The sequence below is a fragment of the Silvania hatchlandensis genome, from assembly GCF_025564065.1.
Classification (GTDB): domain Bacteria; phylum Pseudomonadota; class Gammaproteobacteria; order Enterobacterales; family Enterobacteriaceae; genus Enterobacter; species Enterobacter hatchlandensis.
Map to the genome: position 1 here is coordinate 340898 of NZ_JAMGZK010000053.1, position 13252 is coordinate 354149.

General features: G+C 56.0%; 13 protein-coding genes. 12 read left to right on the forward strand and 1 reads right to left on the reverse strand.

Translation table 11 applies throughout. The features are described from left to right. The first annotated feature begins 67 nt into the window (after positions 1–67). The 8 genes from rluE to M8014_RS18895 all read left to right on the forward strand — a co-directional run bounded on the left by rluE (position 68) and on the right by M8014_RS18895 (position 7874). Entirely contained in the window at positions 68–739 is a 672-nt protein-coding gene (rluE, locus tag M8014_RS18860) for a 23S rRNA pseudouridine(2457) synthase RluE (protein ID WP_271283904.1), read from the forward strand. Beyond that, on the forward strand, positions 732–1205 hold the full coding sequence (locus M8014_RS18865) for an NUDIX hydrolase (protein ID WP_271283905.1): 474 nt from the start codon (positions 732–734) through the stop codon (positions 1203–1205). The genes rluE and M8014_RS18865 overlap by 8 nt, the downstream gene beginning before the upstream one ends. Positions 1206–1246: 41 nt before the next feature. Continuing rightward, on the forward strand, positions 1247–2356 hold the full coding sequence (mnmA, locus tag M8014_RS18870; protein WP_271283906.1) for a tRNA 2-thiouridine(34) synthase MnmA: 1110 nt from the start codon (positions 1247–1249) through the stop codon (positions 2354–2356). A gap of 27 nt (positions 2357–2383) precedes the next feature. Beyond that, positions 2384–3013 carry a high frequency lysogenization protein HflD gene (hflD, locus tag M8014_RS18875; RefSeq protein ID WP_271283907.1) on the forward strand — a complete coding sequence of 210 codons (630 nt, stop codon included), beginning with the start codon at positions 2384–2386 and terminating at the stop codon, positions 3011–3013. Positions 3014–3032: 19 nt separating this feature from the next. Further along, the gene (gene purB, locus M8014_RS18880) at positions 3033–4403 is read left to right on the forward strand and encodes an adenylosuccinate lyase (RefSeq protein WP_271283908.1); all 1371 of its coding nucleotides are present in this window, start codon (positions 3033–3035) and stop codon (positions 4401–4403) included. 123 nt (positions 4404–4526) lie between these two features. Continuing rightward, positions 4527–5198: a two-component system response regulator PhoP gene (phoP, locus tag M8014_RS18885; RefSeq protein ID WP_271283942.1), complete on the forward strand. Its 672-nt coding sequence runs from the start codon at positions 4527–4529 to the stop codon at positions 5196–5198. Continuing rightward, on the forward strand, positions 5199–6662 hold the full coding sequence (gene phoQ / locus M8014_RS18890; RefSeq protein ID WP_271283909.1) for a two-component system sensor histidine kinase PhoQ: 1464 nt from the start codon (positions 5199–5201) through the stop codon (positions 6660–6662). 90 nt (positions 6663–6752) lie between these two features. Next, a complete protein-coding gene (locus M8014_RS18895; protein ID WP_271283910.1) occupies positions 6753–7874 on the forward strand; it encodes a ribosomal protein uL16 3-hydroxylase in 1122 nt (373 codons plus the stop codon). Positions 7875–7926: 52 nt separating this feature from the next. Here the strand turns inward: M8014_RS18895 and pepT are convergent, their stop codons facing one another. Next, on the reverse strand, positions 7927–9153 hold the full coding sequence (gene pepT, locus M8014_RS18900; RefSeq protein ID WP_271283911.1) for a peptidase T: 1227 nt from the start codon (positions 9151–9153) through the stop codon (positions 7927–7929). Positions 9154–9412: 259 nt separating this feature from the next. Between pepT and potA the strand changes: the two genes are divergently transcribed. Genes potA through potD form a run of 4 tightly spaced genes read left to right on the forward strand, consistent with a single transcriptional unit; the run spans position 9413 to position 13233 of the window. After that, positions 9413–10540, forward strand: coding sequence for a spermidine/putrescine ABC transporter ATP-binding protein PotA (gene potA, locus M8014_RS18905; protein WP_418939620.1), 1128 nt, complete (start codon positions 9413–9415; stop codon positions 10538–10540). Then, the gene (gene potB / locus M8014_RS18910) at positions 10524–11381 is read left to right on the forward strand and encodes a spermidine/putrescine ABC transporter permease PotB (RefSeq protein ID WP_271283912.1); all 858 of its coding nucleotides are present in this window, start codon (positions 10524–10526) and stop codon (positions 11379–11381) included. Before potA ends, potB begins: the two co-directional genes overlap by 17 nt. Then, positions 11378–12190 (forward strand): spermidine/putrescine ABC transporter permease PotC, encoded by an 813-nt coding sequence (gene potC / locus M8014_RS18915; protein ID WP_271283913.1) that lies wholly within the window; start codon positions 11378–11380, stop codon positions 12188–12190. Before potB ends, potC begins: the two co-directional genes overlap by 4 nt. Further along, the gene (gene potD, locus M8014_RS18920) at positions 12187–13233 is read left to right on the forward strand and encodes a spermidine/putrescine ABC transporter substrate-binding protein PotD (protein WP_271283914.1); all 1047 of its coding nucleotides are present in this window, start codon (positions 12187–12189) and stop codon (positions 13231–13233) included. The genes potC and potD overlap by 4 nt, the downstream gene beginning before the upstream one ends. Positions 13234–13252: the final 19 nt, after the last annotated feature.

The following is a 13252-nucleotide window of genomic DNA, read 5'->3' on the forward strand; positions in this document are numbered from 1 at the left end:
TTGTAATTAGCTCATCGATAGTACCTGAATGTCCGGCACCATGAAAGGCATTCGTTATTAGGCTATAATGCGGCAATTGATAACTTCTGAAAATACCATGCAGAAAACTTCTTTTAGAAATCACCACGTTGAACGATTCAGCACGCGACAAGCATCCAGACCGCGCAAGCAACGCGAGCCCACAAGGGTGATTTTGTTCAATAAACCTTACGATGTGCTGCCGCAGTTTACCGACGAAGCCGGACGCAGCACGTTGAAAGATTTTATCCCCGTTCAGGGCGTGTATGCGGCCGGTCGCCTCGATCGCGACAGCGAAGGCCTGATGGTGCTCACCAACGACGGTGAATTGCAGGCCCGCTTGACCCAGCCCGGTAAACGCACCGGCAAAATCTACTATGTTCAGGTCGAAGGCGAGCCGGGCGAAGAGGCTCTGGCAGCGTTACGTAACGGCGTGGCGCTCAACGACGGTCCTACCCTGCCCGCCGGCATTGAGATAGTGAGCGAGCCCGAGTGGCTGTGGCCGCGCAATCCGCCGATCCGCGAGCGCAAGTCGATACCGGTTACGTGGATCAAAATCACCCTGTATGAAGGCCGCAATCGCCAGGTGCGACGCATGACGGCCCATGTCGGTCATCCGACCCTGCGGCTGATTCGCTATGCGATGGGCAATTACACGCTGGATAACCTCGCCAACGGTGAATGGCGGGACGTTACTGAACAAGGAGAAAGTCATGTTTAAGCCGCACGTTACTGTTGCTACGGTTGTGCACGCCCAAGGTAAATTTTTAGTGGTCGAAGAGACCATCAACGGCAAAGCACTATGGAATCAGCCTGCGGGCCATCTTGAAGCCGATGAGACCCTGGTTCAGGCTGCGCGCCGTGAACTGTGGGAAGAGACGGGAATTGATGCTCAGCCGCAACACTTCATTCGTTTACATCAGTGGATTGCTCCGGATAACACCCCGTTTTTGCGCTTCCTGTTTGCCATTGAGCTTAACGATACGTGCGCCACGGAGCCGCATGACAGCGATATCGATCGCTGCCTGTGGGTCGATGCCGACACCATACTGAACGCCACCCATCTGCGCTCGCCGCTGGTTGCGGAGAGTATTCGTAGCTATCTTACCGGCAGCCGCCTGCCGCTGGAGACGATCGGGGAATTTAACTGGCCGTTTACAGAGGGTGTCAATGCCGGGGGCGCGTGATAGAATACGCCGCCTTTAAGTTCAATGTCGTGAGTATTCCAATGTCTGAAAGCCCAAAAAAAGTGATCGTCGGCATGTCCGGCGGCGTCGATTCTTCCGTCTCTGCCTGGCTGTTGCTGCAACAGGGCTATAAGGTTGAAGGCCTGTTCATGAAGAACTGGGAAGAAGACGATGGCGAGGAATACTGCACGGCTGCTGCGGATCTTGCCGATGCGCAGGCCGTGTGCGACAAGCTGGGCATTGAACTGCATACCGTCAATTTTGCCGCAGAGTACTGGGACAACGTGTTCGAGCATTTCCTTGCTGAATATAAAGCAGGCCGCACGCCGAACCCGGATATTCTGTGCAACAAAGAAATTAAATTCAAAGCGTTCCTCGAATTCGCCGCTGAAGATCTGGGTGCTGACTACATCGCTACCGGCCACTACGTGCGCCGCGCGGATGTCGACGGCAAAAGCCAGCTGCTGCGCGGTCTCGACGGCAACAAAGATCAGAGCTACTTCCTGTATACCCTCGGCCACGAACAGATTGCGCAAAGCCTGTTCCCGGTGGGTGAGCTGGAAAAACCCGAAGTGCGTAAAATCGCCGAAGATCTGGGGCTTGTCACCGCAAAGAAAAAAGACTCCACCGGCATCTGCTTTATCGGTGAGCGCAAATTCCGTGAATTCCTTGGCCGCTACCTGCCTGCCCAGCCGGGTAAAATCATCACCGTTGACGGCGATGCCATCGGCGAGCATCAGGGGCTGATGTACCACACCCTCGGCCAGCGTAAAGGCCTGGGTATTGGTGGCATTAAAGAGGGTAGCGAAGATCCGTGGTACGTGGTCGATAAAGATGTTGAAAACAACATTCTGATTGTGGCCCAGGGTCACGATCATCCACGTCTGATGTCGGTCGGCCTGATCGCCCAACAACTGCACTGGGTCGATCGCCAGCCGCTGAAAGGCACGCTGCGCTGCACGGTGAAAACCCGCTATCGTCAGACCGATATCCCCTGCACCATAACCGCACTGGACGACGAACGCATCGATGTGCGTTTTGACGAGCCGGTGGCAGCCGTAACGCCAGGTCAGTCCGCCGTGTTTTACAGCGGTGAAATCTGCCTTGGCGGCGGTATTATCGAACAACGCCTGCCGCTGACTGCGGTTTAATGCGATTACACACAGAAAGGAGCAAGTGTGGCGAAGAATTTTTATGACATCACCCTGGCGCTGGCGGGAATTTGCCAGTCTGCCCGTCTGGTGCAACAGCTGGCGCATCAGGGTCATTGCGATGCTGACGCCCTGCACGTTTCGCTCAACAGCGTTGTCGATTTGAACCCCAGTTCAGCCCTCGGCGTCTTCGGTGGTAGCGAAGCGAATCTTCGCCTCGGTCTGGAAACCTTGCTGGGTGTACTGAATGCCAGCAACCGTCAGGGGCTGAATGCCGAGCTGACGCGCTATACCCTGAGCATGATGGTGCTGGAGCGTAAGCTCAACGCCGCCAAAGGCGCGATGGACACCCTCGGGGATCGGATAGCAGGCTTGCAGCGCCAGCTCGATCATTTCGATCTGCAGTCAGAAACGTTGCTCAGCGCCATGGCCGGCATTTATGTGGACGTTATTAGTCCGCTGGGACCGCGGATCCAGGTCACCGGATCGCCTGCCGTCCTGCAAAGCCCACAGGTGCAGGCCAAAGTTCGCGCCTCGCTGCTGGCCGGTATCCGTGCCGCCGTGCTGTGGCATCAGGTCGGCGGTGGCCGCCTGCAGTTAATGTTTTATCGTAATCGCCTGACCACTCAGGCAAAACAAATTCTTGCTCATTGTTAACCTCCCGGAGTTGCGAATTATGGAATTATCCTCACTGACCGCCGTTTCCCCTGTCGATGGACGCTACGGCGATAAAGTCAGCGCGCTGCGCGGGATCTTCAGCGAATATGGTCTGCTGAAGTTCCGTGTGCAGGTTGAAGTGCGCTGGCTGCAAAAGCTGGCCACCCAGGCAGCAATCAAGGAAGTTCCTGCTTTTGACAGCCAGGCAAACGATTACCTCGATCAAATCGTTGCACAATTCAATGAAGAAGATGCCGCGCGCATTAAAACCATTGAGCGCACCACCAACCATGATGTGAAAGCGGTTGAATATTTCCTGAAAGAGAAAGTCGCCAGCGTACCGGCGCTGCATGCGGTGTCTGAATTTATCCACTTCGCCTGCACCTCAGAAGATATCAACAACCTTTCCCACGCGCTGATGCTCTCCACCGCGCGTCAGGACGTGGTGCTGCCGTACTGGCGCAAAATCATCGATGCAGTCAAAGCGCTGGCGGTAGAGTATCGCGATATCCCGCTGCTCTCCCGAACCCACGGTCAACCGGCTACGCCGTCCACCATCGGTAAAGAGATGGCCAACGTCGCCTACCGTATGGAGCGTCAGTATCGTCAGCTGGAGCAGGTGGAGATCCTCGGTAAAATCAACGGCGCGGTCGGCAACTACAATGCCCACATCGTGGCGTACCCGGAAGTGGACTGGCACCAGTTCAGCGAAGAGTTTGTGACCTCGCTGGGCATTAAGTGGAACCCGTACACCACCCAGATCGAGCCGCACGATTATATCGCTGAGCTGTTCGACTGCATGGCACGTTTCAACACCATTCTGATCGACTTCGACCGCGACGTCTGGGGCTACATTGCCCTGAACCACTTCAAGCAGAAGACCATCGCCGGTGAAATCGGTTCGTCCACCATGCCGCACAAAGTGAACCCAATTGACTTCGAAAACTCTGAAGGCAACCTGGGTCTGGCGAATGCCCTGCTGCAGCATATGGCCAGCAAACTGCCGGTTTCGCGCTGGCAGCGTGACCTGACCGACTCCACCGTGCTGCGTAACCTCGGCGTGGGTATCGGCTATGCGCTGATCGCGTATCAGTCCACCCTGAAGGGTGTGAGCAAGCTGGAAGTAAATCGCGACCGCCTGCTGGACGAGTTGGATCACAACTGGGAAGTACTGGCGGAGCCGATCCAGACCGTAATGCGCCGCTACGGCATCGAAAAACCGTATGAAAAACTGAAAGAGCTGACCCGCGGCAAACGTGTTGATGCCGAAGGCATGAAGCAGTTTATCGACGGTCTGGCGCTGCCAGAAGACGAGAAAACCCGTCTGAAAGCGATGACCCCAGCCAACTACATTGGCCGTGCAACCACCATGGTTGACGAACTGAAGTAATGCTTTTCACCCTCTTTCCGCCCGGAAAGAGGGTTCCCCCCTTCGGTTGACGAAATGTTTATCCCCGCCGCAACATAATCAGCGTTAATATAATCTGACTATTCATATTAGGGAGACGCGATGATGCGCGTACTGGTTGTTGAGGATAATGCGTTATTACGTCATCACCTGAAGGTCCAGCTTCAGGAGATGGGGCATCAGGTCGATGACGCCGAAGACGCAAAGGAAGCGGACTATTATCTCAATGAACACCTGCCCGATATTGCCATCGTCGATTTGGGACTGCCGGATGAAGATGGCCTGTCGCTGATCCGCCGCTGGCGCAGCCATGAGATCTCGTTGCCGGTGCTGGTGTTAACCGCCCGCGAAGGCTGGCAGGACAAGGTCGAAGTGCTCAGCGCGGGTGCGGATGACTATGTCACCAAGCCCTTTCATATCGAAGAGGTTGCCGCCCGCATGCAGGCGCTGATGCGCCGCAACAGCGGTCTGGCGTCGCAGGTGATCTCAATTCCCCCATTTCAGGTGGATCTCTCGCGCCGTGAACTCGCCATTCACGACGAGGTGATCAAGCTCACGGCGTTTGAATACACCATTATGGAAACGCTGATCCGCAACAGCGGCAAAGTGGTGAGTAAAGATTCCCTGATGCTCCAGCTCTATCCCGATGCCGAGCTGCGCGAAAGCCATACCATCGACGTGCTGATGGGGCGTCTGCGCAAGAAAATTCAGACCCAGTATCCGGATGATGTGATCACTACCGTGCGCGGCCAGGGCTATCTTTTCGAATTACGCTAAATGAAAAAACTCTTTCGTCACGTTCTGCCCCTGTCGCTGCGGTTTCGTTTCCTGCTGGCGACCGCGGCGGTAGTGCTGGTGCTGTCGCTGGCCTACGGCATGGTGGCGCTGGTGGGTTACAGCGTCAGTTTTGATAAAACCACCTTCCGCCTGCTGCGCGGTGAAAGTAACCTCTTCTATACCCTCGCCAAGTGGCAAGACGGCAAAATCAGCATTGATATGCCGGCGCAGCTGGACAAACAGAGTCCGACCATGGCGCTGATTTACAACGACAAAGGTCAACTACTGTGGGCCCAGCGCGACGTTCCCTGGCTTATCAACAGCATTCGTCCGGAGTGGCTAAAGACCAACGGCTTTCATGAGATCGAAGCAGATGTGGATGCCACCAGCACCCTCGTCGGCAATAACCACTCTATGCAGCAAGAGCTGGCGGAGATCCGCGAGGATGACGACGACAGCGAGCTGACCCACTCGGTAGCGATTAATCTCTACCCTGCCACCCCGGCGATGCCGCAGCTGACGATTGTGGTGATAGACACCGTTCCCATTGAGCTAAAACGCTCTTATATGGTGTGGAGCTGGTTCGTGTATGTGCTGGCGGCCAACCTGTTGCTGGTGATCCCCCTGCTGTGGCTGGCTGCCTGGTGGAGCCTGCGCCCTATCGAGTCGCTGGCAAAAGAGGTACGCGAGCTGGAAGAGCATCACCGCGAGAAGCTGAACCCGAATACCACCCGGGAGCTAACCAGCCTGGTGAGCAACCTGAATCGCCTGTTGAAAAGCGAGCGCGATCGCTACGACAAATACCGCACCACCCTGACTGACCTTGCCCACAGCCTGAAAACCCCGCTGGCGGTGCTGCAAAGCACCTTGCGTTCGCTGCGCAGCACAAAACTGAGCGTCGATGATGCCGAGCCGGTGATGCTGGAGCAAATCAGCCGCATCTCGCAGCAGATTGGCTATTATCTGCACCGCGCCAGTATGCGTTCGGGCAGTGCCCTGCTGAGCCGGGAGCTGCATCCCGTTGCGCCGCTGCTGGATAGCCTGACCTCTGCGCTGAACAAGGTCTATCAACGCAAAGGGGTCAATATCACCCTCGATATTTCGCCGGAAATCAGCTTCGTCGGTGAAAAGAACGACTTTATGGAAGTGATGGGCAATCTGCTTGATAACGCCTGCAAATACTGCCTCGAGTTCGTGGAAGTGTCGGCCCGCGTAAGTGATGATCAGCTGCACATTATCGTTGAGGATGACGGTCCGGGGATCCCCCGGGGGAAACGCGATCAGGTGTTCGATCGCGGCCAACGCGCCGACACGCTGCGTCCCGGCCAGGGCGTAGGCCTGTCGGTGGCCCGCGACATCGTCGAGCAGTACAACGGCAGGATCGATGCCGGAGAGAGTCTGCTGGGCGGCGCACGTATGGAAGCGGTTTTTGCCCGTCAGCATCCCACGGCTGACAATAGTTAGCCGTGGGAGTGAGAAAATGCGTGAAACTCGCACCCAGGCTGCTGAGCTTCCGTTATAATCCGACTCAGTAAGAGCCTGCGGAAAATAAATATGGATTATCAATTAGCACTTAACTGGCCCGATTTTATCGAACGTTACTGGCAGAAACGCCCGGTCGTTCTGAAACGCGGGATCGCCAATTTCATCGATCCGATCTCCCCGGATGAGCTGGCCGGCCTGGCGATGGAGAGCGAAGTCGACAGCCGTCTCGTCAGTCATCAGGACGGAAAATGGCAGGTCAGCCACGGCCCGTTTGAAAGCTTCGATCATCTTGGCGAGACCAACTGGTCATTACTGGTGCAGGCGGTTAACCACTGGCACCAGCCTGCCGCAGCGCTGATGGCACCGTTCCGCGCTCTGCCCGACTGGCGGATGGACGATCTGATGATCTCCTTCTCCGTACCGGGCGGCGGCGTGGGTCCGCATCTGGATCAGTACGATGTGTTTATTATTCAGGGAACCGGCCGCCGCCGCTGGCGCGTGGGTGAGAAAGTGCCGATGAAACAGCACTGTCCGCACCCGGACCTGCTGCAGGTCGATCCGTTTGCCGGGATCATCGACGAAGAGCTGGAGCCGGGCGATATTTTGTATATCCCACCAGGCTTCCCGCACGAAGGCTACTCCCTTGAAAACTCGATGAACTATTCCGTGGGTTTCCGTGCGCCAAGCGGTCGCGAGATGATCAGCGGGTTTGCCGATTACGTGCTGCAACGCGAGCTGGGTAGCCATCGCTTTAGCGACCCGGATGTGCCTGCCCGTGATCATCCAGCCGATATTCTGCCAGAAGAGCTGGAGAAACTGCGCGGCATGATGCTGGATCTGATCAACCAGCCAGCCCATTTCAACCAGTGGTTTGGGGAGTTTATCAGCCAGTCCCGCCACGAGCTGGATGTCTCTCCGCCGGAGCCGCCGTATCAGCCGGATGAGATTTACGATGCGCTGCAGCAAGGCGACAAGCTGGTGCGTCTGGGTGGATTACGCGTGTTACGCATTGGCGAGGACATTTTCGTCAACGGCGAACAGCTGGATTCCCCGCACCGTCCGGCGCTTGAAGCGCTGGCCAGCCATACGCAGCTGACCGCCGGGCACTTTGGCGATGCGCTGGAAGATCCGTCGTTCCTCGCGATGCTGGCCGCACTGGTGAACAGCGGGTACTGGTTCTTCGAGGACTGAGTACGTTTGTTCTTTTCCCGGTGACGCTCCAGCAGCGCCACCGGGCATTTCTCTACGCTTGTTTCGCGGTTAACTCGGCGATACGCACAATCACCTGCACTGTTTTTTCCATCCCTTCTAACGTCACAAATTCATGCTTGCCGTGGTAGTTGTAGCCGCCGGTAAACAGGTTCGGGCACGGCAGTCCCATAAAGGAGAGCTGGGCGCCGTCGGTGCCGCCGCGAATCGGCTTCAGCTGCGGTTCGATATCGCAATCTCGCATCGCCTGCTTCGCGACGTCGAGGATATACGGATGCGCGATCACCTTTTCTTGCATATTGTAATAACTGTCTTCAATGATCAGCTCAATGTAGCAATCCGGGTGCAGCCCTTTACCGACATTTTTGGCGATATCCATGATCTTGCGTTTCCGCGCTTCAAAACCTTCGCGGTCAAAATCACGGATGATGTAGTGCATATCAGCGCGATCCACGGTCCCTTTGATACTGGTGAGATGGTAGAACCCTTCATAACCCTCGGTCTGCTCCGGACTTTCGTCAGCCGGAACTTGTGCATGAATGCGGGCTGCCAGCGAAAGGGCATTAACCATCACCCCTTTCGCCGTTCCCGGATGCACGTTGTTGCCGACGATACGAATACTGACCGATGCGGCGTTGAAGTTTTCGAACTCCAGCTCGCCTACCCCGCCACCGTCGACGGTGTAGGCCCAGCGGGCGTTGAACGCCTCGACGTCAAAATGCTTCGCCCCTTTTCCCACCTCTTCGTCCGGGGTGAACGCGACGCGGATATCCCCGTGAGGCACGTTGCTGGCCTTCAGCACCGCCAGGGCGGTCATGATCTCTGCCACGCCCGCTTTATCATCCGCGCCGAGCAGCGTTTTGCCGTCGGTGGTGATCAGCGTCTGCCCGAGCAGCTGGTGCAACACCGGGAACATCACCGGGGACAGAACCTCATCGCCGATCCCCAATGCGATATCCCCGCCGCGATAATGCTCAACTATCTGCGGATTGACGTTTTTACCGCTAAAATCCGGTGAGGTATCGACATGGGAGATAAAACCAATGGCCGGAATATCGCCGTCAACGTTGGCCGGCAGCGTCCCCATCACCGTCCCTTTGTCACTGAGTGTGACGTTGACCAGGCCCAGATCGTCCAGCTGCGTCTTCAGCAGCTGTAACAGTTTCCATTGACCTTCGGTGCTCGGCACCTGACGGACCCCCGATTTAGATTGGGTATCCAGCGATACGTACTGTAAAAAACGCTCAAGTAATTTATCCATGCAGTCACCCTCACTTTTCGTGACAACATTATCAGTAAGCATCAAAACCCAAATATTGCGTCAGGTCACTTTTATCCCGTAAACGAGAATATTTCCCTTTAACGGACCGCCCGCTAATAAATGTAGCTTATCAATGGGTAACAAGGATTGGCGATTTCAACGGTTTACCGTAGAATGTTGGCCCTCATTAAGCGCCATCAAGGTGATTACCCACAACCCCTGCTGCGATAAGTCATTCACGGCATCGATATGGGACCGAATCAAAAAATTGAATACACAACCCGCTTCACTGTCACCGTTGGTGCAACTGGCCGGCATTGGTAAAAGTTTTGATGGTAAAACCGTCATTTCCGACCTCGATCTGACCATCAACAACGGCGAGTTTTTAACGCTGCTGGGCCCTTCGGGCTGCGGTAAAACGACAGTGCTTCGCCTTATCGCCGGGCTTGATACCGTCGACCACGGTCATATTCATCTCGAAAACCAGGACATTACCGACGTCCCTGCCGAACACCGCCACGTTAATACCGTCTTTCAGAGCTACGCCCTTTTCCCGCACATGACGGTATTTGAAAACGTCGCCTTTGGCCTGCGGATGCAGAAAACCCCGGCCAGCGATATCACCCCGCGCGTCACCGATGCCCTGCGCATGGTGCAGCTCGAAGCCTTTGCCCTGCGTAAACCGCACCAGCTTTCCGGCGGACAGCAACAGCGCGTCGCCATCGCCCGCGCGGTGGTCAACAAGCCGCGCCTGCTGCTGTTAGATGAATCCCTGTCCGCGCTGGATTACAAACTGCGCAAGCAGATGCAGAACGAATTAAAAGCACTCCAGCGCAAGCTCGGTATCACCTTTGTCTTTGTCACCCACGATCAGGAAGAGGCCCTGACCATGTCCGATCGCATCGTGGTGATGCGCGACGGCAAAATCGAGCAGGACGGCACGCCACGTGAAATCTACGAAGAGCCAAAAAACCTGTTTGTTGCCAGCTTTATTGGCGAAATCAATATTTTCAACGCGACGGTGATCGAACGCCTTGATGAGGAGCGCGTACGCGCCAGCGTCGAGGGACGGGAGTGCAATATTTCGGTGAAGTTTGCCGTCGAGCCGGGCCAGCCCCTGAACGTCCTGCTGCGGCCAGAGGATTTGCGCGTCGACGAAGTCCATGACGAAAGCGAAGCGGAAGGCCTTATAGGCTACATCCGCGAGCGCAACTACAAGGGGATGACCCTGGAGTCGGTGGTCGAGCTGGAGAACGGCAAGATGGTGACCGTCAGCGAATTCTTTAACGAAGACGATCCGGATTTTGACCACTCGCTCAATCAGAAAATGGTGATCAACTGGGTTGAAAGCTGGGAGGTTGTGCTGGCTGATGAACAACACAAGTAAGTTCCAGAATGTGGTGATTGCCACTGTCGTCGGTTGGCTTGTGCTGTTTGTCTTTTTACCCAACCTGATGATCATTGCCACCAGCTTTTTGACCCGCGACGATGCCAGTTTCGTCAAGCTGGTGTTTACGCTGGATAACTACACGCGCCTGCTGGATCAGCTCTATTTTCAGGTACTGCTGCACTCGCTCAACATGGCGGTGATAGCCACCCTCGCCTGCCTGGTGCTGGGCTATCCCTTTGCCTGGTTTCTGGCGACGCTGCCGCCAAAGGTGCGCCCGCTGCTGCTGTTTCTGCTGATCGTCCCCTTCTGGACCAACTCGCTGATCCGCATCTATGGCCTGAAGATCTTCCTCAGCACCAAAGGCTACCTGAACGCGTTTCTGCTCGAGCTTGGGGTGATCGACACACCGCTGCGCATTATGTACACCCCTGGGGCCGTGATTATCGGGCTGGTCTATATTTTGCTGCCGTTTATGGTGATGCCGCTGTACGCCAGCATTGAGAAGCTGGATAAACCCCTGCTGGAAGCGGCGAGGGATCTCGGGGCCAGCAAACTGCAGACCTTTCTGCGCATCATTGTGCCGCTGACCATGCCGGGGATTATTGCCGGCTGTCTGCTGGTGATGCTCCCGGCGATGGGCCTGTTCTTTGTCTCCGACCTGATGGGCGGGGCGAAAAACCTGCTGATTGGCAACGTTATTAAGAGTCAGTTCCTCAATATTCGCGACTGGCCGTTTGGCGCCGCCACCAGCATCACCCTGACGCTGGTGATGGGCCTGATGCTGCTGGTTTACTGGCGCGCCTCGCGCCTGCTGAACAAAAAGGTGGAACTCGAATGATCGGTCGACTGCTGCGCGGCGGTTTTATGGCCGCCATATATGCCTTTCTGTTTATTCCGATCATCATCCTGATCGTTAACTCGTTTAACAGCTCGCGCTTTGGCATCAACTGGCAAGGGTTTACCACCGACTGGTATCGCCTGCTGATGAATAACGACAGTCTGCTGCAGGCGGCGCAGCACTCGCTGACCATGGCGGTCTTCTCGGCGACGTTTGCCACGCTGATCGGTTCCCTGACCGCCGTGGCGCTGTACCGCTACCGTTTTCGCGGTAAGCCCTTTGTCAGCGGGATGCTGTTTGTGGTGATGATGTCGCCGGATATCGTGATGGCCATTTCGCTGCTGGTGCTGTTTATGCTGCTGGGCATACAGCTGGGCTTCTGGTCGCTGCTGTTCTCGCACATCACCTTCTGCCTGCCGTTTGTGGTGGTGACGGTTTACTCCCGTCTGAAAGGCTTTGACGTGCGGATGCTGGAGGCGGCGAAAGATCTGGGGGCCAGCGAAATCATCATCCTGCGCAAAATCATTCTGCCGCTGGCGATGCCCGCAGTGGCCGCCGGTTGGCTGCTAAGCTTTACCCTGTCGATGGATGACGTGGTGGTGTCGTCGTTCGTCACCGGACCCAGCTATGAAATTCTACCGTTGAAGATCTATTCGATGGTGAAAGTCGGCGTGTCACCCGAGGTGAACGCGCTGGCGACCATTCTGTTGGTGTTATCGCTGGTTCTGGTCATCGCCAGCCAGCTTATTGCTCGTGATAAAACAAAGAGCCTGGAGAAACAGGCTCGAATCTCAGGGGACGTTAAATGATTAAATGGTCACGCCACCTGCTCGCGGCAGGCGCTCTGGCAATCGGCATGAGCGCTGCGCACGCGGACGACAGCAAAACGCTCTACTTCTACAACTGGACCGAGTATGTGCCGCCAGGCCTGCTGGAGCATTTCACGAAAGAGACCGGCATCAAGGTGATTTATTCGACCTATGAGTCGAATGAGACCATGTACGCCAAGCTCAAAACTTACAAAGATGGGGCGTATGACCTGGTGGTGCCCTCCACCTATTTCGTCGACAAGATGCGCAAAGAGGGCATGATCCAGAAGATCGACAAAACGAAGCTCACCCACTTTGGCAACCTCGATCCTGAGATGCTCAACAAGCCATTTGACCCGGGCAATGACTACTCCATTCCCTATATCTGGGGTGCCACGGCGATTGGCATCAACCGTGACGAATTGGATCCAAAAAGCGTCACCCGCTGGGCCGATCTGTGGAAACCGGAGTACAAAGGCGGACTGCTGCTGACCGACGACGCGCGTGAAGTGTTCCAGATTGCGCTGCGCAAGTTAGGTTATTCCGGCAACACCACCGACCCAAAAGAGATTGAAGCGGCCTATCACGAGCTGCAAAAGCTGATGCCCAACGTCGCAGCGTTTAACTCAGATAATCCGGCCAACCCGTACATGGAAGGGGAAGTGAATCTGGGGATGGTGTGGAACGGCTCCGCCTATGTGGCGCGTCAGGCCGGCACGCCGCTGGAGGTGGTGTGGCCTGAGGAGGGCGGGATTTTCTGGATGGACAGCCTCGCAATCCCGACCAATGCTAAAAACGTTGAAGGTGCCCTGCTGCTGATCAACTTCCTGCTGCGCCCGGATGTGGCAAAACAGGTGGCAGAAACCATCGGCTACCCGACGCCAAACCTGGCGGCGCGCAAACTGCTGAGCCCGGAGGTGGCGAACGATAAATCGCTGTATCCGGACGCGAATATTATCAGCAAAGGCGAATGGCAGAATGATGTCGGCGACGCCAGCCGCCTGTATGAAGAGTATTACCAGAAGTTGAAGGCGGGTCGTTAATTTCGTACGGCCTGATGCC